This window comes from Nitritalea halalkaliphila LW7 (genome assembly GCF_000265075.1).
GTDB classification, from domain to species: Bacteria; Bacteroidota; Bacteroidia; order Cytophagales; family Cyclobacteriaceae; genus Nitritalea; species Nitritalea halalkaliphila.
The window spans coordinates 38,932-64,097 of the sequence record NZ_AJYA01000039.1 but is presented as its reverse complement, the minus strand read 5'-3'; the positions used below and the strand labels follow the sequence as shown (position 1 = coordinate 64,097).

At 51.0% G+C, this 25,166-nt stretch carries 25 protein-coding genes, 1 rRNA gene and 4 pseudogenes; 20 read left to right on the top strand and 10 right to left on the bottom strand.

Annotation, left to right across the window (positions count from 1 at the left end; all coding sequences use genetic code 11):
- The 7 genes and pseudogenes from A3SI_RS12515 to xerD all read right to left on the bottom strand — a co-directional run.
- A 16S ribosomal RNA gene (locus A3SI_RS12515) occupies positions 1-83 on the bottom strand; the annotation flags it as partial.
- 718 nt (positions 84-801) lie between these two features.
- Positions 802-1,629 carry an orotidine-5'-phosphate decarboxylase gene (gene pyrF / locus A3SI_RS12510; protein ID WP_009056416.1) on the bottom strand — a complete coding sequence of 276 codons (828 nt, stop codon included), beginning with the start codon at positions 1,627-1,629 and terminating at the stop codon, positions 802-804.
- A gap of 4 nt (positions 1,630-1,633) precedes the next feature.
- Positions 1,634-2,287 carry a LolA family protein gene (locus A3SI_RS12505; protein WP_040670871.1) on the bottom strand — a complete coding sequence of 218 codons (654 nt, stop codon included), beginning with the start codon at positions 2,285-2,287 and terminating at the stop codon, positions 1,634-1,636.
- A gap of 37 nt (positions 2,288-2,324) precedes the next feature.
- Positions 2,325-3,950 (bottom strand): annotated as a pseudogene (locus A3SI_RS23315) (DNA translocase FtsK); the annotation flags it as partial.
- A gap of 59 nt (positions 3,951-4,009) precedes the next feature.
- Complete coding sequence (locus A3SI_RS23310; RefSeq protein WP_040670868.1) at positions 4,010-4,858, bottom strand: DNA translocase FtsK 4TM domain-containing protein; 849 nt, start codon at positions 4,856-4,858, stop codon at positions 4,010-4,012.
- 17 nt (positions 4,859-4,875) lie between these two features.
- A pseudogene (locus A3SI_RS12490) lies at positions 4,876-5,921 on the bottom strand (quinone-dependent dihydroorotate dehydrogenase).
- 183 nt (positions 5,922-6,104) lie between these two features.
- The gene (xerD, locus tag A3SI_RS12485) at positions 6,105-7,001 is read right to left on the bottom strand and encodes a site-specific tyrosine recombinase XerD (RefSeq protein WP_009056408.1); all 897 of its coding nucleotides are present in this window, start codon (positions 6,999-7,001) and stop codon (positions 6,105-6,107) included.
- A 175-nt stretch (positions 7,002-7,176) separates the two neighbouring features.
- On the opposite strand from xerD, the gene aroQ reads away from it, so the two are divergent.
- The 11 genes and pseudogenes from aroQ to A3SI_RS12440 all read left to right on the top strand — a co-directional run bounded on the left by aroQ (position 7,177) and on the right by A3SI_RS12440 (position 15,583).
- The gene (gene aroQ, locus A3SI_RS12480; protein ID WP_009056407.1) at positions 7,177-7,608 is read left to right on the top strand and encodes a type II 3-dehydroquinate dehydratase; all 432 of its coding nucleotides are present in this window, start codon (positions 7,177-7,179) and stop codon (positions 7,606-7,608) included.
- The gene (locus A3SI_RS12475; RefSeq protein ID WP_009056406.1) at positions 7,605-8,666 is read left to right on the top strand and encodes an aminotransferase class V-fold PLP-dependent enzyme; all 1,062 of its coding nucleotides are present in this window, start codon (positions 7,605-7,607) and stop codon (positions 8,664-8,666) included. Before aroQ ends, A3SI_RS12475 begins: the two co-directional genes overlap by 4 nt.
- A gap of 20 nt (positions 8,667-8,686) precedes the next feature.
- Positions 8,687-9,267: pseudogene (locus tag A3SI_RS12470) on the top strand (MarC family protein).
- Positions 9,268-9,269: 2 nt separating this feature from the next.
- Positions 9,270-9,725 (top strand): ribonuclease HI, encoded by a 456-nt coding sequence (rnhA, locus tag A3SI_RS12465; RefSeq protein WP_009056404.1) that lies wholly within the window; start codon positions 9,270-9,272, stop codon positions 9,723-9,725.
- Between the two features lie 5 nt (positions 9,726-9,730).
- Positions 9,731-9,898, top strand: a complete 168-nt coding sequence (locus tag A3SI_RS19370; protein ID WP_162098455.1) for a hypothetical protein — start codon at positions 9,731-9,733, stop codon at positions 9,896-9,898.
- A gap of 32 nt (positions 9,899-9,930) precedes the next feature.
- Positions 9,931-10,539 (top strand): methyltransferase, encoded by a 609-nt coding sequence (locus A3SI_RS17630; RefSeq protein WP_238531748.1) that lies wholly within the window; start codon positions 9,931-9,933, stop codon positions 10,537-10,539.
- 290 nt (positions 10,540-10,829) lie between these two features.
- A complete protein-coding gene (locus tag A3SI_RS12450; RefSeq protein ID WP_040670864.1) occupies positions 10,830-12,101 on the top strand; it encodes an IPT/TIG domain-containing protein in 1,272 nt (423 codons plus the stop codon).
- 10 nt (positions 12,102-12,111) lie between these two features.
- On the top strand, positions 12,112-12,990 hold the full coding sequence (locus A3SI_RS20950; protein ID WP_238531747.1) for a TonB-dependent receptor: 879 nt from the start codon (positions 12,112-12,114) through the stop codon (positions 12,988-12,990).
- Positions 12,991-13,318: 328 nt separating this feature from the next.
- Positions 13,319-14,464: a TonB-dependent receptor plug domain-containing protein gene (locus A3SI_RS20945; RefSeq protein ID WP_009056391.1), complete on the top strand. Its 1,146-nt coding sequence runs from the start codon at positions 13,319-13,321 to the stop codon at positions 14,462-14,464.
- A 52-nt stretch (positions 14,465-14,516) separates the two neighbouring features.
- Positions 14,517-14,819, top strand: coding sequence for a DUF4249 domain-containing protein (locus tag A3SI_RS20940; RefSeq protein WP_238531746.1), 303 nt, complete (start codon positions 14,517-14,519; stop codon positions 14,817-14,819).
- On the top strand, positions 14,711-15,583 hold the full coding sequence (locus A3SI_RS12440) for a DUF4249 domain-containing protein (protein ID WP_009056390.1): 873 nt from the start codon (positions 14,711-14,713) through the stop codon (positions 15,581-15,583). Before A3SI_RS20940 ends, A3SI_RS12440 begins: the two co-directional genes overlap by 109 nt.
- Before the next feature lie 89 nt (positions 15,584-15,672).
- Here the strand turns inward: A3SI_RS12440 and A3SI_RS12435 are convergent, their stop codons facing one another.
- Entirely contained in the window at positions 15,673-17,022 is a 1,350-nt protein-coding gene (locus tag A3SI_RS12435; protein ID WP_009056389.1) for a saccharopine dehydrogenase C-terminal domain-containing protein, read from the bottom strand.
- Positions 17,023-17,183: 161 nt separating this feature from the next.
- Here A3SI_RS12435 and A3SI_RS12430 point away from each other — a divergent pair, with 161 nt between their 5' ends.
- The 3 genes from A3SI_RS12430 to A3SI_RS12420 are packed head-to-tail and all read left to right on the top strand — an operon-like array spanning position 17,184 to position 18,812.
- Positions 17,184-17,666, top strand: coding sequence for a cytidine deaminase (locus tag A3SI_RS12430; protein ID WP_009056388.1), 483 nt, complete (start codon positions 17,184-17,186; stop codon positions 17,664-17,666).
- Entirely contained in the window at positions 17,663-18,319 is a 657-nt protein-coding gene (locus A3SI_RS12425; protein WP_009056387.1) for an alpha/beta hydrolase, read from the top strand. The genes A3SI_RS12430 and A3SI_RS12425 overlap by 4 nt, the downstream gene beginning before the upstream one ends.
- A 58-nt stretch (positions 18,320-18,377) precedes the next feature.
- On the top strand, positions 18,378-18,812 hold the full coding sequence (locus tag A3SI_RS12420) for a UPF0158 family protein (protein WP_009056386.1): 435 nt from the start codon (positions 18,378-18,380) through the stop codon (positions 18,810-18,812).
- A 149-nt stretch (positions 18,813-18,961) separates the two neighbouring features.
- Here A3SI_RS12420 and lipA read toward each other — a convergent pair whose 3' ends face one another.
- A complete protein-coding gene (gene lipA, locus A3SI_RS12415) occupies positions 18,962-19,840 on the bottom strand; it encodes a lipoyl synthase (RefSeq protein ID WP_009056384.1) in 879 nt (292 codons plus the stop codon).
- Positions 19,841-19,887: 47 nt separating this feature from the next.
- A complete protein-coding gene (locus A3SI_RS12410) occupies positions 19,888-20,634 on the bottom strand; it encodes a hypothetical protein (protein ID WP_238531745.1) in 747 nt (248 codons plus the stop codon).
- A gap of 70 nt (positions 20,635-20,704) precedes the next feature.
- Between A3SI_RS12410 and A3SI_RS12405 the strand changes: the two genes are divergently transcribed.
- The 6 genes and pseudogenes from A3SI_RS12405 to sdaAA all read left to right on the top strand — a co-directional run bounded on the left by A3SI_RS12405 (position 20,705) and on the right by sdaAA (position 25,137).
- Entirely contained in the window at positions 20,705-21,112 is a 408-nt protein-coding gene (locus A3SI_RS12405; RefSeq protein ID WP_009056371.1) for an OsmC family protein, read from the top strand.
- 72 nt (positions 21,113-21,184) lie between these two features.
- Positions 21,185-21,733, top strand: coding sequence for an RNA polymerase sigma factor (locus A3SI_RS12400; RefSeq protein WP_040670862.1), 549 nt, complete (start codon positions 21,185-21,187; stop codon positions 21,731-21,733).
- A complete protein-coding gene (locus A3SI_RS12395) occupies positions 21,714-22,661 on the top strand; it encodes a hypothetical protein (protein WP_009056366.1) in 948 nt (315 codons plus the stop codon). The genes A3SI_RS12400 and A3SI_RS12395 overlap by 20 nt, the downstream gene beginning before the upstream one ends.
- The gene (locus A3SI_RS12390) at positions 22,661-22,963 is read left to right on the top strand and encodes a hypothetical protein (protein ID WP_009056365.1); all 303 of its coding nucleotides are present in this window, start codon (positions 22,661-22,663) and stop codon (positions 22,961-22,963) included. Before A3SI_RS12395 ends, A3SI_RS12390 begins: the two co-directional genes overlap by 1 nt.
- A gap of 123 nt (positions 22,964-23,086) precedes the next feature.
- Positions 23,087-24,076, top strand: a complete 990-nt coding sequence (locus A3SI_RS12385; RefSeq protein ID WP_009056364.1) for an FKBP-type peptidyl-prolyl cis-trans isomerase — start codon at positions 23,087-23,089, stop codon at positions 24,074-24,076.
- 150 nt (positions 24,077-24,226) lie between these two features.
- A pseudogene (gene sdaAA / locus A3SI_RS12380) lies at positions 24,227-25,137 on the top strand (L-serine ammonia-lyase, iron-sulfur-dependent, subunit alpha).
- Positions 25,138-25,166: the final 29 nt, after the last annotated feature.

Genomic DNA, 25,166 nt, shown 5'->3' with positions numbered 1-25,166 from the left:
CAAGCTTCTGGATCCCGTTCGACTTGCATGTATTAGGCCTGCCGCTAGCGTTCATCCTGAGCCAGGATCAAACTCTCCATTGTAAAGTGTTTGGCGTGATGCCTATAGCATCACTCGTTTTCCTGTGTCTCCGATTGTCTAAATTGACGGTGGATAAAAACATTATCTCACCTAAATTGTCTTGGATGTTTTTGTTTCGTTTTACAACACTTCAAAGAACGTATCAGAAAACCTTGCGTCTCCTCTTCGTTAATGCTCCCAGCACCTAAGCTGAAGCATCTGTACTCTCATTCTGTTTGTTTCCCCTCGTTTGGGTTTGCAAAGGTAGAGAAAGTTTTTCATTCGGCAAGCAAAAAATTAAAAATTATTTTCTGCTCTCGGCTGCTGATAAAAGAACTCTTTAAAGGATGTTTCCTCGTGTATTTCTACACCCTAAAACCACCCGTAAGCACTTCTATCCGCCTTTTTCTTGCCTGTCCATGTGCCGTTGCTTTCAACCGCTTCCCCCGTTTGGGATTGCAAAGGTGCAGCTTTTTTCTCGTTTTGCAAGGCCCCACATCAAAGAAAATATCTAAGCCCGGTTCAAGTAACTGAAAACAAAGGAGAAAAGTTTCGAAATAAATTCCTCCGTCCATTTTTTCATTCGGAACCGCCCTACCTTTGAAGACGCTAGGGTAAAGTACCGGCCCGCAGACCGCTATCTTAGATGCAGTCCTTTTGGATGAGATGCAGTCCTAAAGGGCGGAACAACGTAAATTCTTATGAAAACTTTTAAAAGCCTGCTGGCAAACCTTAAAAACATTAGCCCTGTAACACGCCATGAAGCGCAAACAGTCGCGCCATTTCCTCCTGCAGTCGTTTGGCCTCGGTCTCTGCCCGCTGGGCAAAATCCGTTCCACTTCCAGCATATAAGATACCTCGTGAGCTATTGACTAACACTCCACCTTCTGCAGTAGCGCCATACCGGATGACATCCTCTAAACTTCCTCCTTGTGCACCGACACCAGGCACTAAAAAGAAATGCTCCGGGGCAGCAGCCCGCACCCGTGCGATAGATTCACCCCGTGTAGCTCCCACGACGAACATCAGTTCTTCCGGGCTCCCCAAGCGCGCCATCTGCCTGACCACAGACTCGAAAACATAAGAACCGTCCGCCAAGGTGAGCATTTGGAAATCAGCACTCCCCGCATTCGAGGTTAACCCGAGAACAATGGCCCACTTACCCAACCGCCCTAAAAAAGGCTGAATCGAGTCGGCCCCCATGTAGGGCGCGAGCGTCACACTATCTACGTCGAGCACATCGAAGAAAGCTTTAGCGTATGCTTCTGCTGTGTTTCCTATATCCCCGCGCTTGGCGTCTGCGATCGTAAAACAATCCTTAGGGATATAGGCCAAAGTTTCTGCTAAGGTCTCCCAACCCTTTGGCCCGAGGGCCTCATAAAAAGCCACATTCGGCTTATACGCGACTGCATAGGGTTCCGTAGCATCGATAATGCGCTTATTAAAAATTAAAATCGGATCCTTTTCCGTTTTCAGATGACTCGGGATTTTCTCTAAAGAAGCATCTAACCCCACGCAGAGGCAAGACTGTTTCCGACGCATCTGCGCCACGATATCCGATTTTTTCATGTGCTTATCGTAAATCTATAATTTCTACTTTGCCCTTAGCCGAGGCATCGAACACGAAGTAACTGTCCTCGAACTGTTTCGGGCTTTCTACCTGCTTAAAGCGATAGGAAAACACTCCCCCCTGGTCATCTTGTATATCCCAGGCCAGCAGCGCCTTGGAAGCTTTGTCGATATAAAGGGTAACAGACCGAAAGCTTGCCGAACGTTTCTCCGCCGTAAGCTCCACCACCTGCGCCAGCTTATCCCCTACCTTTTCTTCGCCTTTCAAGGTGTAAAAATATCCCTTCTTATACAAGGTATAGATGCTCGACGGTGTCAATTCATCCTCCGCAGCAGCTGCATCGTTAATAGTAACTTCCTTATAATTACCATCTTCTATATACGTCCATGACGTGGTGCCGTCGTTAAAAATTTCCTGGCCGGGCAGCTTTAACCGATACTTACTGCCCTTTACTGCGATTTCTCCCTGCTGTTTACTGGCCGCTTGATCTGCAGGATGCTTGTAACTGAACTCGAAATTCGCCTTAAAGCCGCTTAGCTGCTGATACTTGCTGCTCACTGCGTCTAAAAGCGCGAGTGCTTCTTTATTTTTTTCCTGGGCCTGGGCGGCAAAGGGCATTAAAAATGCCACCAATACCACACATAGGAGTTGTTTCATGGATTTTTTATCTCGTTAAATCTCTTAATTAACTAACCTATAAAGAGCTCAATAATCGTTCCAAACTTGCCTCATCTTGAATAAGCACCTCTCGGGCCTTACTTCCCTCGAAAGGACCTACTATGCCCGCTGCCTCTAGCTGATCCACGATCCTCCCAGCACGGTTATAGCCTAATTTTAACTTGCGCTGGATCAAAGAGGTACTACCCTGCTGATGCAGGACGATCAGCCGGGCAGCCTCATCGAATAGAGCATCGCGTTCCGATAGGTCGATGTCACTCGCACCTCCATCGCCATCCTCCCCTTCAAACTCCGGAAGCATATAAGCATCTGGGTAGCCTTTTTGCTCCCCGATCCACTCGCAGACAGCCTCCACCTCAGGCGTGTCCAAAAAAGCACACTGCAGACGCGTCACCTCAGAACCCTGATTAAGCAGCATATCTCCCATACCGATCAACTGCTCCGCACCGCCAGCGTCTAAAATCGTTCGACTGTCGATCTTCGAGGTCACCCGGAAAGAAAGTCGCGCCGGGAAATTGGCCTTGATAATCCCTGTAATTACATTTACAGAAGGACGCTGCGTCGCCACCACCAAGTGAATCCCGATGGCACGTGCCAGCTGCGCTAAGCGCGCGATAGGACCTTCGATTTCCTTACCCGCCGTCATCATCAGATCCGCTAACTCATCGATGACCAGCACAATGTACGGCATGTAACGATGCCCCTTTTCGGGATTTAACTTCCGGCTGATAAACTTGGCATTGTACTCTTTTAGGTTCCTACAACCCGCATCTTTCAGCAAGTCATACCGGTTATCCATCTCGATACATAGCGAGTTGAGCGTATAAATCACCTTTTTCGTATCCGTAATTATCGCCTCTTCTGTACCTGGAAGCTTGGCTAAAAAGTGCCGCTCGATCTTATTAAACAGCGTCAGCTCCACCTTTTTCGGATCTACTAAAACAAATTTCAGTTGTGCAGGGTGCTTCTTGTACACCAGTGAGGCCAAAATCATGTTGAGCCCCACCGACTTCCCTTGGCCAGTCGCTCCAGCCATCAGCAAGTGCGGCATCTTAGCCAAATCCACGATGAAAACCTCATTCGAGATCGTCTTACCCAGCGCCACAGGCAGGTCCTTATCCGAACGCATGAACTTTTCCGTCCCAAAAACCGATCGTGCTGGCACTAGCTCCCGATTCTTGTTTGGCACCTCTATCCCGATCGTGCCACGTCCCGGAATCGGCGCGATGATACGAATCCCCAGCGCCGCTAAGCTCAGCGCGATATCGTCCTCTAAATTCTTGATTTTCGAAATTTTCACCCCCGGATCGGGAATGATTTCATACAGCGTGACCGTAGGACCGATGGTAGCCTTGATCTCCTGAATACCAATTTTAAAATTAACTAAGGTCTCTACGATCTTATTTTTGTTATCCTCCAGCTCCTGCTTACTCACCGTCACCCGCTGAAAGTCATACTCATTTAACAGATCCAAGGTAGGATACTGGTACCGCGGAAGCTCTAAGGTAGGGTCATAAGGGTCCAAGTTTTCTACCTCATCGGCAGATTTCTCTTCCTCTGGTTTATGCACTGAAAAACGACGCTCCGGCACCTCTTCTTTTGCTGCCACTTCCTCATCAGGCACTTCCACATGAAACCGGGGTCCCTCTTCAGACGATCCAAGCGCTGCAGATGGTGCCACCTTCGGCTTAGTTTCCACCCTCACTGCTGGGACGCGTCAGCATCTGCTGAAAATGCTTGTTCAGCGTCCTCCTCTTCCTCCTCGAAGGCCTCCGTTTCCTCTTCATGGTAAAATGGATGTCTAGGAGCAGCCTCATCCATATCCTTTGGCGCGAGCGCCAAAGGATCCGCAGCAGCCTCAACCCTATCTTCTGCGTCTTCCTCCATAGCGGCCTCTGTTTTCAGAGAAGCACGCCCGATCAGACCGTAAAACAGGGCCACAAATAGCCCTGCGCTCCCCAACAGTAATAGCGGAGTTCCGAAACCGATAAGCTGCAGCAGGTCTGTCGCCAGTGCGAAACCAAAGAAGCCACTGTAAAAAGACAGTCCCGACCAGCCCGAAAACTGGGCGGCCAGATAGCCGAGGGCCAGGCTAAGCCATAAGCCCGTGAAGACCATAAACAGAAAATAGCGCCCGAGCGGATAAACCTGGAGCTTAAAAGCCAGACGGAGCCCGGATAAAAGCAGGAAGGGAGGCAGGAAGAGCGCTCCGATACCGATCCAGTTTTGCATAAAAAAGGCAGCCAGCCGCGCACCCCAGTAGCCATTTACATTTTCGCTCTGGGCGGCAAGCTCAGCAGTAGGGATGTCCCCACCCGCCTGCAGCAAGCTCTGGTCCTGAGGCCCATGGATCAAGTGACTGATGAATGCGATGAACAGAAACATGCCCGCTAACAGACAGAGCATACCGAAGATAAATGCCCAGCGGGCCTTATCCCATTTCAGTCGAAAAGAGGGCATGGACCAGCCTTTCTTCGATCTTGAAGCTTCCTCCGGCTGCGTCGTGGGCTTCGTGCGGAGCCTATTGGTTCGCGGTTTTGATTGCGCCATAACTAATTTTGCCTACGCTATGCTTGGGTATTAAATTTTCGGGCGAGGCCCTCTTTAATGCGTTTTATCATGTACGGACCTTCATAAATCATGCCCGAATAGACTTGCACAAGACTAGCTCCTGCTTGCAGCTTTTCATAAGCATCCTCTGCTGTGAAAATGCCCCCACCCCGATGATGGGAAAACTCCCGCCAGACTGGGTGTGGAGATAGCGAATAACCTCTGTGCTGCGCGCACGAACGGTTTTTCCGCTGAGCCCGCCCGCCCCGATAGCCTCTACCTCCGCAGCAGGAGTCTGCAGCCCCTCACGAGAAATGGTCGTGTTCGTGGCGATAATCCCATCGATGCCCGTAGTCTTCACGATGTCGATGATGTCATCCAGCTGCCCATTCGTCAGATCCGGGGCGATCTTCAGCAAGAGCGGCTTCGGACGCTCCTGTCGTCGGTTTTCTTCCATCAACTTACTTAATAGCGCCTGCAGGGGTGCTTTTTCTTGGAGCGCACGTAAGTTGGGCGTATTCGGTGAGCTCACATTAACCACAAAATAGTCCACCACCTCATAGAGGGCGCGGAAGCAGTAGAGGTAATCGGCATAAGCCTCCTCGTTCGGAGTATCTTTATTTTTCCCGATGTTACCACCGATCAGCACCTTGGTTTTGCGCTGGCGCAAACGGGCCACCGCCTCCTCCACGCCACCATTATTAAAGCCCATTCGGTTAATGAGTGCCTCATCCTGCGGGAGGCGAAAGAGTCGAGGCTGCGGATTTCCAGCCTGCGGTCGCGGTGTCAGCGTCCCGATTTCGATAAAGCCAAAACCCAGGGCCGCCATCTCCTCGATCAGCACGGCATCCTTATCGAAACCTGCTGCCAGACCTACCGGGTTCTCGAACGTGAGCCCGAAGACCTCTCGGCGTAAGCTGGGATGGGAATAGGCAAACTGCCCCCGAATGAGGTCCTTCAGAAGAGGAAGTGTGAAATAACGCTTGATAAGTCGAAAGGTATAATGATGCGCCTCCTCCGGGGATTTCCGGAAAAGCCAAGGTTTAATGAGAGCCTTATACACGGTGCTGCTGGTCTAAATTCAAACCGCTAAAATACAGCTTTAATTTTACAAAGTCGCGCTTTTCCACAGCGAATACTCCAGCGCTGCCGGAGAAAGGGAAGGCCTAAAGGCCAAAAAACATGCGCACAGCAACCTATAAATCAATCAGATAAGCCCTAACTAAACCCTGGGATGGCGAAGCGTTTACCCCCGGGGATGGAAAGACTGCATGACCTGCCGCAAGTAATCGCGATCTAAATGGGTATAGATTTCGGTGGTGGTGATGCTGGCATGGCCAAGGAGCTCCTGCACCACGCGCAGATCCGCCCCTCCCTCGATAAGATGGGTCGCAAAACTATGCCGAAAGGTATGCGGGCTGACTGTTTTTTCGATGCCCGCAGCGGCAGCATATTCTTTTAGCAAGAGAAAGACCATCACCCGGCTGAGCGCCTTGCCCCGCCGATTTAAGAAAAGATAGGCCTCATGCCCAGGCGCGGGCTGCTGCTGCCGGCGCTGCTCCAGAAACAGCGCAAGGTGATGGGCCGCACTTTTGCCGTAAGGCACCAGACGCTCCTTACTGCCTTTCCCCATCACCCGCAAAAAGCGAATGTCGGCATATACATCGTTAAAGGTGAGGCCGACGAGCTCTGAGACCCGCAGGCCACTGCTGTAGAGCAACTCGATCATGGCCCGATTCCGGTGCCCCTCCGCTTTTCCCAGCGGTATGGCCTCCAGCAGCCGGTCGATTTCATGTACTGTGAGCACCTCGGGCAGTTTTCTACCTAATTTCGGCGCCTGCAGCAGCTGCGCGGGATCCTCCGATATGTGCTCCTCGTAGCGCAGGTACTTGTAAAAGGCCTTGATACCGGAAATAATCCTCGCCTGCGTGTAGGGCGAAACCCCGAGTGCCGCCACCTCCCGCGCGAAATCCCTCAAATGCTGTAGGCGCACACTCTCCGGGGACGTTTGGCCCTCGGCCAAGAGGTAATTACGCAGCTTTTCTACGTCTTGGAGATAGGCTGCACGTGTATTCGCGGCCAGCCCTCGCTCGATTCGCAGGTAGGCGTCAAATTCCCGAATATGGATGTCCCAGTGTTTCATGCTCCGCCGGCCATCAGAAAATATGGCCCTGCACAAAGATAGCGCTTTGGCGCGAGCCAAAAAATCCCGCTGCTTTCCCCTGCCCTTACCGGCTTTCTACTAAAAAAGCCGCGTCCCTTTCAGAAACCTGCAGGCTTTATGTACTTTTGTAGCCGAAACCTTTAACCGCTTACTGATGGCACGTCTATACCTGATTAATGGCCCGAATTTAAACCTGCTGGGGCGCCGTGAACCTGAAATTTACGGCAGCACTACTTTCGAACAGTTTTTCGAAGGTCTGCAGCAGCGCTTCCCAGAGGTCGAGCTACACTATTTCCAAAGCAACCATGAGGGGGAGCTGCTCGATCACCTGCATGCCATCGGCTTCAGCGCAGACGGCATCATTCTAAATGCAGGGGCTTACACACATACCTCCGTGGCCCTACACGATGCGCTGAAAGCCATCAGCAGCCCGACGGTGGAGGTACACATTTCGGCCATTCACAAGCGAGAGGCCTTTCGCCATAAAAGCCTGATCGCCCCCGCCTGTGTGGGCATGATCAGCGGCCTCGGCCTAGAAGGGTACGCGCTCGCCATCCAGTATTTTCTTAACCAACTCCAATCATGATTCCATTTGCTCCAGGCCCCTCTAAGGTCCATGCCCAAGTCCCCGTTTACTTACAGGATGCCTACACGGCAGGTATTTTATCGGCTAACCATCGCTCTGCCACTTTTATGGAGCTGTACGCACGTGTGGAGCAGCTCTTTCGTGAGAAACTGGGGCTGCCAGAAGGCTACCGCCTGATTTTTACCTCTTCGGCCACCGAAAACTGGGAAATTTTAAGCCAGTCGCTTGTGCAGGAGGCTTCCTATCATGTGTACAGTGGGGCCTTCGGCAAAAAGTGGGTGGACTTCGCGCAGCACATCCATCCGAAAACCCAGGCCCTTAAGCTGGAGGCGGGACAGGAAATTCCAGTCGCTGACCTGCAGCTGCCAGAAGGTACGGAGCTGCTGGCGATCACCCAAAACGAAACGGCGAATGCCAGCGCGGTATCCATGGAGACCCTGCGTGCCCTGCGTGAGCGCTTTCCAGAGCAGCTTATCGCTGTGGACACGACCTCTTCCATGGGGGGCATCACCTTAGATTTTAGCCTGGCGGACTGTTGGTATGCCTCTGTTCAAAAGTGCTTTGGGCTACCCGCCGGCTTGGGGGTGCTGCTACTGTCGCCCAAGGCAGAAGCCCGCTGTGCAGCTGTCGGAGAGCGAGGGCGTTATAACAGCCTGAGTTTTGCACTGGAAAATGCGCGCAACCACCAAACCCACTACACGCCGAATGTGCTGGGCATTTATTTGCTTTGCCGTGTTTTAGAGGACATGCCGGAAATCGCGGTAGTCGATGCTCAGACACGTGCCCGAATGGAAGCTTGGGAAGCTGCTGTGGCAGCGAACCCACACTTAGATTTTCATGTGCCGAACGCCGCTACCCGCTCGCGCACGGTCCTAGCCGTAACGCTCAGCGAAGAAGCCCTTCAGCGTGCCAAGACAGCCGCTTCGGCCCTGGGCTACCAGCTGGGAGGCGGCTACGGAGCCTTGAAGACCAGTACCTTCCGACTGGCTAACTTCCCCGCTTTCACGGCGGAAGAATCTGCCGGCATGGCCGCATTTCTCGCCACCTTTAACGGATAACCCCCCGTCTTTATTTGTATATGTTCGATTTCAAAGAAATCCTTTCGGTGACCTTGATTCTGTTTTCCGTCATCGACATTTTGGGATCCATCCCGATTATCATTAATTTACGTCAGAAAGTAGGACATATCGAATCCGAAAAGGCGACTTTGGCCGCGGGCCTGCTGATGATCCTCTTTTTATTCGTCGGCAAGTCCATCCTCAGCCTCTTTGGAATCGGTGTGGAGGATTTTGCGATCGCCGGTGCCTGATCATCTTTGCCCTCGGGGCGGAAATGATTTTAGGGATAGAGCTTTTCAAGCCTGATCCCGACGCAAAGGCCGGAGCCTCCATCGTACCGATCGCCTTTCCGCTGGTGGCGGGAGCAGGCACACTGACGACCATTTTGACGCTAAAGGCAGAATACACGCAGCCAAACATCGCAGTCGGTATCGTGATCAACTTGCTCATCGTGTATGCAGTACTGAAAAGCACGAACTGGCTGGAGCGGAAGTTGGGCAAAACCGGCTTAGATGTTCTCCGGCGCATTTTCGGCATCATTCTCTTGTCCATCGCCATTAAAATCTTTAAAACCGCCCTAGCAGGGGTTGAAATTCTTTAAGCATGATTCACATTTACACCGATGGCTCCGCACGCGGCAACCCCGGTCCCGGAGGCTTCGGCACCATTTTACAGTATAAAGGCCACGAGAAGGAGCTCTCCGGCGGTTTTCGCAGGACGACGAATAACCGAATGGAGCTGCTGGCCGTCATCGTCGGACTGGAGCTCCTAAAGCGGGAAGATATTCCGGTACGTGTGATTTCGGACTCCAAGTATGTGGTGGATGCCGTGACGAAGGGCTGGCTGTGGAACTGGCAGAAAAAAGGCTTTAAGGATAAAAAAAACATCGACCTCTGGAAGCGCTACATCCCCCTGCACCTCCGCTATAAGCCTACTTTCGAGTGGGTGAAGGGCCATGCCGGTCATCCCCTAAATGAGCGCTGCGATCAGCTGGCAGTGGAGGCGGCCTTGGGCCAAAACCTACCGGCGGATCGGGGCTACGAGGCCGAAAACCCCTAAAGCCTATGCCACGCAGTAGCGCTCCTTATTTTCAGTTCAAGCAGTTTCGGGTCAGCCATCAGCACAGTGGCCTGAAAGTAGGCACGGACGCTGCGTGCTGGGGGCTTCTTGTCCACTGGAGGCCTTATCTGCTGGGCCTGCTAGATCCGATGCAGCACCCTTACGGGTTTTAGACATTGGGACGGGCACGGGGGTGATTGCCCTGATGCTTGCCCAGCGCCTTCCGCATGCCCACATTCTCGGTTTGGAGCCAGAGCCTGATGCGTATCAGGAAGCATGCGAAAACATGGCGGCCAGCCCTTTTGCGGCACGCTTATCGGTGCGCATGGAGCCCCTACAGCAGCATCAAGCCGCAGAACGCTACGACCTGATCGTGAGTAATCCCCCCTATTTCGCACAGCATCTGCTGGGCAAGGAGGCGAAAAAAAACAAAGCCCTTCACGCACTTACCCTCAGCCTAGAAGAGTTAGCTAAGGGCCTTTCCAAGCACCTCTCCCCACATGGCTTGGCGTATGTAATCCTGCCAGCGGCGGAGATGGCGCAGTTTCGAGAAGTGATGAGGCAGGAAGGTTTCACGCTGCTGGCAGTCCCTCAGCCTGTACGACCGTCCCGGCAAGCCTGTTTTGCGGGAGCTTGGGCTCTTTGCGCTAGGGCGCAATGTGGAAGAAAACCAGTCCTATTCTACTCCTTTACACCTGGGGGGGCTACCCTTCCCGACCGCTACTTTATATATCAAAGAAGCGGATGGGCAGTACAGCACAGACTACCGCCGTCTTTTACAGGATTTTTTGACGATATTTTAATACTTATCTAAATATTTCGTTTCTGACCGCTTTTTTAGTCGAACATTTTTTGGGATTACAGTTACTCCTGCTTTTATTTGAGACATTATTTTCAATGAATGGCGTGCAAATTACTTTTATATCGAGGGGTAGGTATATTTTTTATACTGTTGGTACTGGCCTGCACAGAAGAGACTGAGCGAGACCTCTCGCTTATTACCGAAGAGATTCTTTATACTAGTGGGGAGCGCGTGCGTGTTTTAGGTAGAGTGCTGACCTCCAGCCGCTTTCAGGCCGAGGAGCACGGTTTATCTTGTATGACGTGGCAGGGAGGGAGCTAGAGCGCTTGTCATTAGGCGCTAGCGAAAACCCTGGGCGCTTTATCGGTGAGTTCAGTGGTTTACAGCTGCGCACCAGCTACAGTGTCGCGGCATTTATCCTGCAGGGAGAGCAGGAGCGCATCGCCCCGAGGATTGAGTTTCAGACCTTAGACCCGGATATCACCTCCTTTAGTCCGAATAATGGCCCCGCGGGTACTGTAGTTCAGATCGTGGGACGTAATCTCACAGCTGACACACGCGTCTTTTTCGGCGAACGAGAAGCCGAGGTGCTCAGCCTACGTTTTGAGTCACTGCTGAGCGTACGTGTGCCCCCTGCAGGAGAGCAGCCCGAAGTGCCCATCCGCATAGTGGCACAGGGCGAGGAGCGGCAGCTGGAGGCACTTTTCCGCTATCCGCGTGGCCGTTTTGAAGAAGTCAATACACTTTCCAACACCCTACGGCTGGCGAATGGCAACTATTTCCAGCGAGGAACACAGTTTTTTTACCTGAATGGTGCTAACCGCAATACTTTTTTCATCGAAAATCATTTTCGTTACGATGGCGCAGGCGGCGGTGAATGGATAAGTGGCGACTTACTTCCCGAACGTCCGCTTTGGATGGCTTTCCAAACAGAGAATTATTTAGGAGGGGGCTCCGCAACATTAAGTCGGGCTCCTTTTACACCTGCTTTTGATTTTTACCAGATCACGGAGACGGGGAGCCTTCAGCCATTAGCCTCCCTTCCTTTTATCGCCGTGCAGGCCCTAGCTTTCGAGTTAAATGGGCGCCTGTATGTCTGCGGGGGAAATACAGGGTTAAGCCAGCGGGAAGTCCATCGCTATACCCCCGAGACAGGAAGCTGGGTTCGGCTTCAAAATGCCCCTTTTGACCTCCATGGCGGCCTTTTCCACTTTGTTTTCGAGGGATCTGCTTATGTGATCCGAGAAGATAATCGGAGTTTAGTACGCTTCGATGCAGCGGCAGAAGACTGGATCGCAGAAGATATTTTCCCAGGAGAGCTAGGGGGAGGTTTTGGCTTTGCCAAAGTTCAGGAGGGACGTGTGCTACTCGGTTTAGCGAATCGCTCGCGTCAGGTATGGGAATATTTCCCAAAAGAAAAAAATTGGGTACGGGCACGTGACTTTTCGGGTGCAGTAAATGCTTTGAATGTAGGAGTTTATCAGCTGAATAACAGCATCTACCTGCTGCGAAGCCCTGAAGTTCAGATTCCCGGTGCGGTGACACTGTGGGAACTAGATCCTAATGGTTTTTAAGGGAGAAAAGATGAGACACTGGGGAGTATATATCGCATTAATTTGGGGGATCTTTTCTAGCGCAGCTGTATTCGCGCAGCAGGAGGGGCGTGTGGTAATCGGTAGGGATGTCGGTCAGCGCGAAGGCATTAGGCTGTCGGGAAGAATCACCGACCAGCTTACCGGAGAGCCTCTGGTAGGTGCTACTGTCCGTGTGATAGAATTAGAAGAGAGCACCCAGATCACGAATTTAAATGGTAATTTCGAGCTCGTGCTTTCACGTGCAGAGTACCTCTTAGAAGTTCGGTACGTGGGATACGAAACGATCCTGTACCCCTTTACTGCTGTAGGAGACGGCCGCATCAGCCTACGCATGCAGCAGGAAGATTTCCAGCTGGACGATGTCGTCATCTTCGGTCGAGATCCTGAAAAAAATATTCGCAGCACCTCCCTCGGCGCAGTAACCTTAAGTACGAGTAATTTAAAAGAACTTCCCCCTTTTTTAGGAGAAGTAGACATTATCCGCTCTATGGCTACCCTCCCGGGCGTCAGTCAGGTCGGTGAGGCAGCGGCAGGTTTAAATGTTCGAGGAGGAGGAGCGGACCAAAATCTGTTTCTTTTTGCGGGAGCACCTATTTATAACCCCACACACCTGTTTGGGTTATTCACCGCATTTAATCCTGACATCATTACTGATTTTACGCTCTTTAAAGCTGTGGTCCCCGCCCAGTATGGCGGTAGAGGCGCGTCTATTTTGGCGGTCACGCCGAAGACAGGGAGTCTAGACAGCTATGGAGGCAGCCTGATGCTAAGCACGATTTCAGGCAAGGCTACGCTAAATGGCCCTGTGGTAAAAGACAAAGTCTCTTTTCAGCTGGGGGCTCGGGCTCATACATCAACTGGCTCTTAGGGGCGCTAAACAATCCGGAGCTGCGCACGAGTCAGGCGAATTTTTACGATGTAAATGCCTTACTTTATGCCGAGTTAAGTGAGCAGCATCAACTCACCTACTCCTTTTATGATAGCTACGATGACTTCGCTTTAGCCTCAGACACGACCATTTCCTGGACGAATAGGAGTCATTCCCTGCAGTATGAAGGGAAATTCAGCGAGCGCTTTCGTGTCGCTGCGACAGTCCATCATACGGATTATACATTTACGATCTCCAACCCACGGGGAGCTATGGCCTTCGATCTAAATTCCGGTATCCGCGATCAGGGGCTTCGTGTGCAGGGCATTTGGCAGCTATCCCCTGCTCAGGTTTTATCCTTCGGCGGGGACAGCAAGCGGCTGGAAGTGGCACCGGGCGATTTACTTCCAGGCCTGAGGCCGAACTTCTGCCCCGTGCGGTACAGCGAGAGTTTGCAGATGAAAGCGGCCTATTTTTCCAGCACGACCTGGAGCTGGGTAGTCGCTTGGGGCTTTCTTATGGTCTTCGCTACGACTATTATCGCTACCTAGGTCCACGAAATGTCCGTACCTATGCTCCGGACCGGCCTTTGGCGACAGCCCCCATCCTGGAGGAGACAGCCTTCGCAGCGGGGGAGGCGATCGAGACCTATTCGGGCTGGGGCCCAAGGGTTTCTTTCCGCTACAGTCTAAATGCAGAAACCTCGCTGAAAGGCGGCTATAACCGCATGTATCAGTTCATTCACTTGATTTCGAACACGGCCACGATTGCCCCTACGGATGTGTGGAAGCTGAGTGACTCCTTTTTGCGCCCGCAGACAGTGGATCAATATTCCATAGGCCTCTTTAAAAACTTCAAGTCGAACATCTTCGAAACCTCAGTAGAGCTCTACTATAAGGATATGCAAAATAGCGTAGAGTACATCGATGGTGCGAATTTAATTTTGCAAAACCACTTGGAAACAGAGCTACTTCCGGGTAGAGGGCGAGCTTATGGGGCGGAGCTGTTCATACGTAAAAATTTAGGGCGCACGACGGGCTGGCTGAGTTACACCTATTCGCGAAGTGAACGACAGGTGATTACCCCATTCGAGGAGTTTGCGATTAATCGGGGAGAGTGGTTCCCTTCTAATTTCGACAAGCCGCACGAGCTCACCTTAATCGGTAATTACAAGTTGAGTGCCCTGAGCAGCTTTTCCGCCACGTTCACCTATAGCACGGGCCGTCCGATCACGTTTCCTGTGGCCAAGTTTGATTTTGCAGGAAATGCCTTAGCGCTATTTACGGATCGTAACCAGCAGCGGATACCTGATTTTCATCGTCTGGATGTGGCATATAATTTTAAATTTAATGGAAAAAGTAGGTTTGCGGATGGGGACTGGACGTTTTCGGTAATGAATGTCTATGGGCGAAGGAATCCATTTTCCTTGTTTTTTGCCGATCAGGCGGGCGCCCTCCTCAGGCCTTTCGTCTAGCTATTTTAGGTATTCCTTTCCCATCCTTAAGCTACTCTTTACAGTTTTAGTCATGGTACAGCGCATCTTTACAATCGTCTTCTTATTTTGCTGTCTGAGCTGCATAGATCCTTTTGAGGTGGAGGTGGAGGAGGGTAGCCGCCTCCTGACTGTGGAAGGCTACATCACGACAGCGGCACGCGCGCATCAGATCCGTCTGACGCGCTCGGATACGTATGGAAGCATCTTTCAGGGCTCGTACGCCCAGTGGTTCAGGCGACGGTGGCTATTCGCAGTAGTGATGGTACCTTCACGCTTCTCACAGAGGTGGCGCAGGGACTTTACGAAACACCCGAGACCTTTCGCACTGAAGTAGGTAAAAGTTATACGCTCATCATCGAAACCAGCGATGGGAACATGTACACCTCCCTGCCCGAACACGTAGAGGCAGTGCCCGAGCTCAGGTCCGTCAGCTACAGTGCACGAAGAGTACCTACGCAGGATCGCCTACAGGATGCCGTGGGCGTGGCACTTCGCGCGCATTTCGATGACCCAGCAGCAGCACGTAATTTTTACTACTGGCGCCTGTCCGACATCACGCATGTGGTGCTGGCCAACCCGGAACTTTTCACTCTTCCCCCGGACCACCCTACAGATCCCCGCGGCCCCGCCCCTAAGGACTGCTGTTCGATCTGTTATCTCGACGAAACCCCACGCATCCAGCCTTTTCGCGTCAGTGCGGACACGGATTTTAACGGCCTCAGCACGAGTCGAGAAATCGCATTTATCGCAGATAATGGCCTCCGCTTCCGAGACACCTATCGGGCACGTGTGCAACAAATCAGCATTTCCGCCTCTGCACACCGCTTTCTGACCCTAGTCGAGCAGCAACTCAATACCACAGGCTCTGTATTCGATCAGCCGCCCGCGATGATTCGTGGGAACATGGTCAGCCTCACGGATCCGAATGAGTTAGTCTTAGGCTATTTTATCGCTGGTGCTGAATCTTCTCGCCACGTGTATGTACAGGCAGCCCATTTAACCGAGCGCGCCACCCCTGCGCTCATAACAGACGACTGCCGTGTAATTCCGAACACGAATACCGAGCGGCCCGCGGACTGGAGCCCTCCACCTCTATAGGCTATCGCCCTGATGCGGCATCTTTGGCCTACCGGCCAAAGGAAAATGGGGACCCGTCCGATTCGTAAATCCCTCGCTGAAACAGGCACTCAGGGGGCAGCAGGCTCTAGTAATCGCGTGGTTTCTTGGAAAGTAATTCCCGCTTGCGCTATTTTTTCAAGCACGGGAAGATAAATTTCCTTTTGAACGGGAATATGTAGTCCTATGAGGGGAATTTTTCCGTCGAGAAAAAGATCCACGGCGATCGCAAGGGGGAGGCCGACGGTCTTGGCCATAGCGGTACGCTCCTGCGTCTCCCCTTTCACGACGAGGTTAGACAGCCGTTCGAGCCGCGTTCCATCGGGCCGCTGCAAAATAAACTGATGCTGCATGACAATCATGTCTTTGTCGTCCAGACCCAGGGCCCATTTTTCCTCTAGGACGCCCTGGAGGAGCATGGCGGGACTGCCCTTTCGCTGCTTCATGGGTGTATGCGCTAAGAGTCCTAACCAACGTACCTGCTCGAGGAGTGCCTCATCGGCAAAAGGCAGCAGCTCCAAAATTTTTTCCTCCACTGTTTTCGTGGCGTGAAAGGGAAGAAAGGTATTAGTAAACTGTCGATAGGTGAAGTCCTCAGGAAGATCCATGATGAAAGAATCATCGGTCATGCCGAGCTGTACGAAAAAGTCCCAGCTGCGACAGAAGCCCTTGTTTCGCAAAGTTCCACGCAAAAGGGTAGGGATATTTTCCAAGCCATACACTTTTCGATAGCTCAAAGAATCTCGATTCGGATAGGCTTCGAAGTCTCCCGCGCCTGGGATATGCACGGGCTCGGTTCTGCGGAAAAGCATGTGGTATGGCACATACTTCAGTCGGCCATTTCGGATAAAACGCGACGTCCCCTGCCCAGCCAGCACCACATTACGAGGATTCCATGTAAACTTATACTTCCAAGGGTTCTGTGGGCTTTCTGGACAAATTAACCCTCCGCAGAAGCTTTTAAAGCCGATTATCTCATTTCCTTCGGCACGTGCTTCATCTATAATTTTCATCGCAGAGAGGTGATCTAGGCCAGGGTCCAAGCCCATTTCATTTAGCCAGAATAACTTTTTTTCTTCTATGGTGCTTTTCCACTCCCGCATTTCCGCGCTTTCATAGGAAGCTGTAAAAAAATGGCGCCCAAAGGCTAAACAGTCTTTCGCCACCAAGGGATGCATCGCGGCAGGCAGCATGGAAATGACGACATCAGCCCGCTGAATGAGTTGCTTCCGTGCACTGGCGTCTTGCAGGTCTAAGGCCACAGCCTCTGCGTCCGCATATCCAGCCAGCTTCTCTCGCGCTGTCTCCAAATTTAAATCTGCTAAAAGTAATTTACGGCTTTTCGGCTGAAGCGTATCCAACAAATACTGGATTAAATACGTAGAAGATTTCCCTGCACCGATAATTAGAATGGTAGGCATAAAGTTATTTTAGGTTTAATCGGGTCTATACTGCGTTCATACGGGGAAAATGACGAAAAGAAACGACAATACGAAAATCTTAAACGGTTTTTTTGGGGTTTCTAACATTTCTTTCCTTTTCTTTGTTTTAGCAGACCTATGTAAGGAATGTATGTAGTACTATGTGTAAGAAAATAGAATTTAATGTTTCGCTGCGTGTTTTAGCTCCAGAAGAGTTACAGCCTGTGGAGCGTACGCTGCTCGAGCGGGCTCTAGCCCAAATAACTAATAGCCACGCACCGTATTCAGACTTTTTGGTTTGTGCAGCGCTTTTACTGGAGAATGGCGAAATTTTTGTCGCAAATAATCAAGAGAATGTCTCTTTTCCTGTAGGGGTTTGTGCCGAGCGGGCAGTACTGAGCTATGCGATGAGTAACTTCCCAGATCAGGCACCGCAAAAGATCTTAATCGTAGCGAAAAGACGTGCCGATACCGCCTTTGCGACGGTCACACCCTGTGGTTTATGCCGGCAGACCATTAATGAATACGAGATAAAATTCGGTAAACCCATTGAAATCATCATGTACACACCGAAGGGTGAGCTCCTGAAAGCCAGCGGCATCGACCAGCTACTCCCCTTTCGTTTTAACGATCTGAACAGTTGATTAAAGCCTATCATACCTACAGCAGCCAATCTGCAGTCCATTTCAGCCGAGACCCTCAGCAGCAGTATCCTGAAGTTTGGCTGCTACTGCATGGCTATCATCAGCTAGGCCAATACTTCTGGCGCAAGTTCAGTGCCTTCGATAGCGATAAGCGTTTATTTATCTTGCCTGACGCGCCGAACCTGAGCTACATCAAAGGTTTCCAGGGGCACGTCGGAGCCAACTGGATGACGCGTTACGAGCGTGAGATGGCGATCGCGAACACCGCAAATTACTTAAATAGCTTGCTAGAAAAGGTACTCTCCCCCTACCCACAGCCACCGAAGCTCTACGTCCTTGGGTTTTCACAGGGCGCAGCTACCGCAAGCCGCTGGGCGACGCAGACTCCTTTTCCCATTTCAGGTCTGGCGCTCTGGGGCTCAGGTTTCGCTGCTGATATACAAGTGGCGCAGGCTAAGGAAAGCCTAGGGAAAATCGAAAAACTCTGCGTCATTCTGGGAGAGCAGGACGAATGGGTGACTCCCGAGTCCCTAGCAAAACAAGAAGCCTTTATCCAAGAGACAGGCCTTCCAGTTCAGCGCTTGACTTTTCAAGGGGGACACGAAATAGATGCAGAAACATTCGTAAAAGTGATAGAATATTTCACGCATTGATTTGAATTTAAATTGCTTTCCTGTATTTTTCCCTAAAATTTATCTTTCACATACTATAATGTTAAGCCTTTCTAACCATGAAGTCGAGACCATAGCGGCTCACTTAATTAAGGGGATGGTTTGCTTCTACCAAGTAGACCAGAAAAAAATATTTCACCTCCCAGATGATGAAGATTACTTCAACTATGATCTAACACCTGAGGAGGAGGATATATTAGACGAGATAGAGGATGATCCGGATAATTTTGCGGAATTCGTGCGGATGGAAGCTCCCCAGGAGCATAAAATGATGGAGGACTTCGTGCTACGTCAGGTAAAAGATAAGGGCTTTCAAGATGAGCTTTTTAATGCCTTAAGTAAGCCAAAAGCCAGTACTGCCTTTAAGTTTCTGATCGATGGAGCGCCCAAGATGAAAGAAATCTGGAAAGAGTATCGCCTCGATAAATATAAAGACTGGGTGATGGAACAGGTGGATAGCTTTAACTACGCCTAAGCGTATCACAGCAAGTATAGTAGATGCGCCAGCTTGCGCTTCCCTTTTGCTGCTAGAAAAGTAAATCGGACCAATTTAACAGTATAAAAACCATAAAGGCTTCTCTATCAGGAAGCCTTTATGGTTTTGTATCGCTAGATAATTTTTTTTTAAACGTTTACATGCCGCTCGGCATGGTAAGAAGACCGCACAAGTGGGCCTGACTCTACATACTTAAGTCCTCTCTTTAAGCCTTCTTCCCGATAGTGATCAAAGAGGTCCGGATGAATAAATTCAGCCACTTCAATATGCATTTTGGTGGGCTGCAGATACTGCCCGAGGGTTAGGATATCACATCCGTGAGCGGCTAGATGATCCATCGCTTCGTAGACTTCATCTTTCGTCTCGCCTAGACCCAGCATGATGCCCGTCTTGGTACGCTTTCCATATGCTTTGGTGAGCTTAATCTGTTCTAGGGAGCGCTCGTATTTGGCCTGTGGCCGAACCCTTCTGTACAAGCGCTTCACTGTTTCCATATTATGAGAAACGACTTCCTGCCCGCCACTGATCATTCTATAGAGCGCGTCCCAGTTGCCTTTCACATCAGGAATAAGGGTCTCAATGGTAGTGGACGGAGAAGCTTTTTTCGTCTCTATAACGGTCTGATACCAGATTTCGGCGCCTCTATCCTTAAGCTCATCTCTGTTAACAGAGGTGATTACTGCGTGCTTCACTCCCATTAGCTTAATGGCTTCAGCTACACGACGCGGCTCATCAGTATCATACTCAGGTGGCCTGCCGGTAGCTACGGCGCAGAAGGAACAAGAGCGCGTGCATACATTCCCTAAAATCATGAAAGTAGCCGTGCCGGCTCCCCAGCACTCGCCCATATTCGGGCAGTTTCCACTTTCACAGATGGTGTGTAGCTTATGCTCATCAACTAATTTCCTTACTTTGGCATATTCTTTCCCCACTGGTAGTTTTACCCGTAACCAGTTGGGTTTTTTTCGCTTGGTTTCGTCTTGGGATACAACTGGAAGTTCTATCATGGCATGGGATTTAATGAATAGAAGTACAAAGAAACGCCAATTAGGGCTTATTTCCTAAATCCGTAATAGAAGGTGAAATAAGCGGAATGGAAGATGCTGCGATTTTGGGCACCTACCATGATTGGAATCTCTCTAGTGAAACCCTCAAATTGGTATCCGAGTTCAACTCCCATGACACTAGAGCGAAAAGATCCGAATTCAAAGAAAAGTGCAGCTTTAGCATTTCCGCCGATGGCAAATTCGGAATCACCTAGGCCTTCGAAAACGCGACCTGTTCCCAATATATTAAAGCGGCTCTGATGAATCTCGGGATCGTACTGCTGACGTACCGTCTCCGTTCTACTGATCGAATATTCGATGATGTAGGGAGCTATAATCCCGAGTGAAGGTCCTGCTGCCACTAGTGCCGAAACTTGCACCCCCTGCTGGGCAGCTTTTTTAAACAAAATAAGTTCCCTACCGTAATAGGGGCGAATGCTGTACAGGTGATTTTGTTTACCGAAAACATAGGAATTACCTAAGATGGTATTATAGCGCACCTCCTTAGGATGGCGGACATTCATTAAGTCTAAGCCATAAAACTGGAAAAGCTCATCGTTTATGCGTGTACCCATCTTTCCGGAAATTCCGCCAATGAGTCCCCCGTTTGTATTTTTATTTACTCCGACGAAAACTTCACGATCGTATTCGTAATCTCCTGCATCATCACGCTGCGCTAGTCCCGCCGTAGCGAAGAAAAACAAGAGTATCGCACTCAGGCATACGGGGAGATATGGAAAGAATTTTATGTTCATGGAGATATACGCTAAGAAAACGCTAAATTCGCTTATAAGTTACTAAACTACAACGAAAAAAAGAAGTTTTATGCCAACAGTAAAAAGTTCTTACCTAGGTAAATTACGCACAGAGATGGAGCATGTAGCCTCTGGAAGCAAAGTACTTACAGATGCTCCGGTGGATAACCACGGTCGTGGAGAGGCCTTTAGCCCGACGGATTTAGTAGCAGCGGCCCTGGGAAGCTGTATGGTCACGATTATGGGCATCGTCGCTGAGCGGGATGGGGTGCAGTTAGACGGTATGCACTGGGAGGTAGAAAAAGTGATGGCCTCAGACCCGCGTCGCATAGCAGAGATTCGCCTGAACATTTTTTGGCCGGAGGCCGCCGACCTCGACGCGAAATTTATAGACAAGTTAAAGCGTGCGGCCAAGACCTGCCCGGTGGCCCTTAGCTTAGACCCTGCCCTGAAGCAGGAGGTCACGTTTCACTTTTAATACTCCACGACTGTAGCACTTTTACTTGCGCCTGCGTTCAGGGTAAGTAAGGACCAAGGAACCCAGTATAGTTTGGAACACGATTACGTGAAGCGCGCCCAAGACGGCGATAAGAAGGCATTCGAGCAGCTGTATAAGCATTACTATGGGTATGCTATGGGCATCGCGCTGCGCTACGCTAATGTCAAAGAAGAGGCGGGTGAAATCGTAAATGACAGCTTCATGAAGGTGTTCGACAAACTGGACACGTATGCCCCGCAGCAGTCATTTAAAGCGTGGCTGCGGCGCATCGTTATTAATACTTCTATCGATTATTACCGGCGAAGCATCAAGTATTTCGCCGTGATGGACATCGAAAAGGCGCATTCTGAAACCTTAGATCCTGGGGTCTTAGATGCCCTCTCGGTAGAGGATTTGATGCAGCTTTTACGCGGCCTTCCTGAGCTCCTGCGTATCGTCTTTAACATGTACGAAATCGAGGGATATTCGCATAATGAAATCGCGGACACCCTGGAAATCCCCTCCAGCTCATCGAGAACGTACTTGGCACGCGCCAAACAAAAATTACGAGAAAAAGTGCTTCAATTAAATGCGGAGAAGAATGAAGGAGCGGTTCGATAAACGACTAGCGGATAAAATGCGCGCGGAGCTCGAGGGCTTGGATACCGGCTACACTCCGGGGGCTTGGGAGGACTTTGCGCGGCGGAAGTGGCAGGGAGGCCCTTTGATAGCGCGGAAGTGGAAATACTTTTTTGCGGGTTTTGCGGGGGCGGCGGCACTGTTCCTTTTTGGGTTTTTCGGCCTTTCCACCTGGTGGATGCCAGCAGATCCGCAGCTGTTAAGTTCTAGTGGAGGTGCCGATAGCCTGTCGCTGGCGAGTCGCTCTTTTTCTGTTTCTCCCATCCGGCCCGAGCCGAAAGACATAGAGGAGCTGGATGGTAGGGCGAGCACCCCTTCCCCAGAGCCAGAAGGGGCTTCTTCGGTAGCAGTAATTTCTGCTCAGAGGGAAGTCCTCGCACAGACTTTGCCGCAGGCGGCAAAGCAGACGCCGGAAAACACGGAAGGAACACCTAAACCAGTGGCTACCACGGATGGACTCCCCACCCTAAAAGACCTTCGTGAGGTCACATTAGCCACTACATCTACCGCCACTCCTAACTGGATTTTGCCACCTGTGGAAAAGCCAAGCAGCGGAGCAGGTGCAGTCGTCCTCCCGAACATCAGTGCGACATCCGCTCCGCGAGAGCCTGAACAGCTGAGCGTTACGCTAGCTGAACGTCTGGAAAACCCTTCTGAGGATCGAGCGCCTCGAGCTTTCCATATCGGCCTGCTCCTTAGTCCACAAGCAGTAGCGAATCAATCTTCTCCCTTGGCCTTTGGGGCGGGCATTCATGGAGGGGTTCAAATCGGTAAACGCATGCAGGTGGATGTAGGGCTTAGCTTAGCACGGCAAGAGTTTCAGCCAGCAGGACCTGCTGTCGAACAGCGGGTGGCCATGGCCACACAGCCAGCTTCCGGGGACAGAGGTTTTGCACAGCCGAATGCCTGATGCGTGTGGCCGTACCTCAGGGAACCTCCCTTCAGTTCGCGCAGATCGAAATTCCCATAAACATGCGGTATAAGGTGCTCGACAGGAGAGAGGGCGGCTTTTTTATCGCAGGTGGGGTTTCCCACATGATGTATGCGAACCAGCAGGCTACCGCCACCTTTGCGGTGCCTAACTTTAATGCGCAAGGAGTCGAAGCCAGCAGCATGAGCGAGACGTTCACGAATACCTTCAGCCCAGATACTGACTCAGGCGCGGAAATGGTCAATTCATACAGCTCGCGATGGGTTACGAACAGGACCTAGGAAAAAATACCTTGTTTATGATCGAGCCATTTTATAAATTTTCACTTAATAATCAAACATTCCTCGATCAGGCTTTCACCCTAACCGGTGTGAATGTGCGAATTTCTTATCAATTCAAGTAACATGCGTAAGTACTCCATTTTGGGATTAGCGCTGGCGATCCTCTTTAGTTTAAATGCCTGCCTCGAACAGGGGCTTTCTGATGCAGATCGCATGGCCGAGCGGGATAACGAACGGCTGCGCGCCTTTCTCGACCAAAACAACATTCAGGCAGAATCCAGCCAACTAGGATTTTTCTGGGTAAAAGAAGTCAGTAACCCGACTGGCCGCCAGATCCAAAACAGAAATAAAGTGGCCATCCGCTACGAAATTCGTACGACAGAGGGACAGCTTATCGATGATCGCTGGGGTCCAGAAGCGCCGCTGAGTGTGTTCCAGCATGGTGAAGATCGCCTCATACCGCTAGTCATTAATTTGGCCGCAGGCCTAGCGCGTGAAGGCGAAGAGTTTACCCTCTACGTCCCCTCCTTTTTAGCTTACAGAGACTACAGCTATGAGCAGCTCATACAGCCCTCTTCTAACTTGGTCATTCGTGTGCGCTGGGAGTTTATCTTAGATGACGACAGCTTGGAGCTCCTCGAAGCGCAGAGCATTCAAGCCTACAAAGAAGAAAATGGCCTGGAAGAACGATTTCGACGTGTAAGCCCCACGCAGGACCTTTGGATCTGGACCTCCGTTTCAGAAGAGGCCTTAGAAGAGCATAAGTTGACTCCAGGCGATCTGGTCACCTTCGAATTCGAAATGCTGCAACTGGATGAGACGAGCGCCTTTGCCAGCGCTTCCGGCAGCCAGGCGCCGACCATCGAGGTAGGTGCTGAAAACCAGTTTGCATTTATTCCACAGATTTTCACAGCGGCCGTAGACGATATGCGAATGGAAGTTATTGTGCCGTCTATTTTGGCCTACGGCAATGAGGGCGTACAAGTCTTCCCAAGACAAATTCGCCGGGACCTCATCCGTCAGGGCGCCATACCGGCCACAGCCCGACCGTTCGAACCTATCTTATTTAAAGCACGCGTTACTAACGTATTGCGCTTAAATACTTCCAATTAATCCGTAACCCGTGTACCCAGCACCGTGAACGGATACGGCCACCCTCCCAGAGCGGTGGCCGTTTTCATATAGTTACTGAGAAGAAAGAACTAGAAGCATGGATTATCTGTTTTTTTACGAACTTTGTTCCCATATAAACCCATCTATTCCATGACCAAGTTTTTATTTGACAGCTTCAGCGGGTGGCAGCGCCACTGTGAGGCCGCGAACATCCCCTTGTTTGAAGCCGTCATCAGCTACGAGATACACCAGCGTAACACCACGCGAGACGCCATCTACTCCGGACTTTTAACGGCCTATCAAGTCATGCGAGAGGCTGTGGACACGGGCCTAAAAGAAGACATGCAGTCCCGATCAGCATGATCCAAAACGGAGCCAAAAAGGTGTACCAGCATCCTGTGGCGGTCCTCTCCCCTGAATTCCAAAAACTTATCGCTCGCGCACTGGCAGCGAAGGAAGTGAACTCGTGCATGGGACGTGTCGTGGCAGCACCTACGGCGGGCGCCTCCGGCATACTTCCCGGCACGCTATATACACTACAGGAAATTCATGGTCTTTCCGACGAATGTATCGTGGAGAGCCTTTTAGTAGGAGCTGGAATAGCCCTGATCATCGAGCGAAAGGCCAGTCTGGCAGGCGCTGTGGGCGGTTGCCAAGCGGAAACGGGCTCAGCTGCAGCGATGGCGGCAGGCGGTATGGTTCATGCCCTCGGTGGTGATATCGACCAGGTGTTTAATGCTGTAGCCATCACGATACAGTGCATGCTCGGCCTGGTTTGTGACCCCGTGGCTGGACTGGTCGAAGTACCCTGTGTCGTACGTAATGCCAGTGCTGCAGCTATCGCGAACAGCTCCGCCCAGATCGCCCTCGCCCGCGTAAGTGGCGTGATCCCAGTAGACGAGTGCGTGGAAGCCATGGGCGAAATCGGCGCCAGCATGGAAAGTAAATACAAAGAAACAGCCCTGGGAGGACTCGCAGCCACGCTGACAGGCCAGCAGATCGCTAAAAAAGTTCTCATCGAAGATATAGAAATTCTTCCTGATGAGAACATAAGTGAATAATTCGTACATTTGCTTAGAAAATTAAAGCT

Bases quoted from the DNA above. Each gene is read 5' to 3' on its own strand.
- pyrF (WP_009056416.1), bottom strand. From the start codon at position 1,629: ATGAAAAAATCGGATATCGTGGCGCAGATGCGTCGGAAACAGTCTTGC.
- A3SI_RS12505 (WP_040670871.1), bottom strand. From the start codon at position 2,287: ATGAAACAACTCCTATGTGTGGTATTGGTGGCATTTTTAATGCCCTTT.
- A3SI_RS23310 (WP_040670868.1), bottom strand. From the start codon at position 4,858: ATGGCGCAATCAAAACCGCGAACCAATAGGCTCCGCACGAAGCCCACG.
- xerD (WP_009056408.1), bottom strand. From the start codon at position 7,001: ATGAAACACTGGGACATCCATATTCGGGAATTTGACGCCTACCTGCGA.
- aroQ (WP_009056407.1), top strand. From the start codon at position 7,177: ATGGCACGTCTATACCTGATTAATGGCCCGAATTTAAACCTGCTGGGG.
- A3SI_RS12475 (WP_009056406.1), top strand. From the start codon at position 7,605: ATGATTCCATTTGCTCCAGGCCCCTCTAAGGTCCATGCCCAAGTCCCC.
- rnhA (WP_009056404.1), top strand. From the start codon at position 9,270: ATGATTCACATTTACACCGATGGCTCCGCACGCGGCAACCCCGGTCCC.
- A3SI_RS19370 (WP_162098455.1), top strand. From the start codon at position 9,731: ATGCCACGCAGTAGCGCTCCTTATTTTCAGTTCAAGCAGTTTCGGGTC.
- A3SI_RS17630 (WP_238531748.1), top strand. From the start codon at position 9,931: ATGCTTGCCCAGCGCCTTCCGCATGCCCACATTCTCGGTTTGGAGCCA.
- A3SI_RS20950 (WP_238531747.1), top strand. From the start codon at position 12,112: ATGAGACACTGGGGAGTATATATCGCATTAATTTGGGGGATCTTTTCT.
- A3SI_RS20940 (WP_238531746.1), top strand. From the start codon at position 14,517: ATGGTACAGCGCATCTTTACAATCGTCTTCTTATTTTGCTGTCTGAGC.
- A3SI_RS12435 (WP_009056389.1), bottom strand. From the start codon at position 17,022: ATGCCTACCATTCTAATTATCGGTGCAGGGAAATCTTCTACGTATTTA.
- A3SI_RS12430 (WP_009056388.1), top strand. From the start codon at position 17,184: ATGTGTAAGAAAATAGAATTTAATGTTTCGCTGCGTGTTTTAGCTCCA.
- A3SI_RS12420 (WP_009056386.1), top strand. From the start codon at position 18,378: ATGTTAAGCCTTTCTAACCATGAAGTCGAGACCATAGCGGCTCACTTA.
- lipA (WP_009056384.1), bottom strand. From the start codon at position 19,840: ATGATAGAACTTCCAGTTGTATCCCAAGACGAAACCAAGCGAAAAAAA.
- A3SI_RS12410 (WP_238531745.1), bottom strand. From the start codon at position 20,634: ATGAACATAAAATTCTTTCCATATCTCCCCGTATGCCTGAGTGCGATA.
- A3SI_RS12405 (WP_009056371.1), top strand. From the start codon at position 20,705: ATGCCAACAGTAAAAAGTTCTTACCTAGGTAAATTACGCACAGAGATG.
- A3SI_RS12395 (WP_009056366.1), top strand. From the start codon at position 21,714: ATGAAGGAGCGGTTCGATAAACGACTAGCGGATAAAATGCGCGCGGAG.
- A3SI_RS12390 (WP_009056365.1), top strand. From the start codon at position 22,661: ATGCGTGTGGCCGTACCTCAGGGAACCTCCCTTCAGTTCGCGCAGATC.
- A3SI_RS12385 (WP_009056364.1), top strand. From the start codon at position 23,087: ATGCGTAAGTACTCCATTTTGGGATTAGCGCTGGCGATCCTCTTTAGT.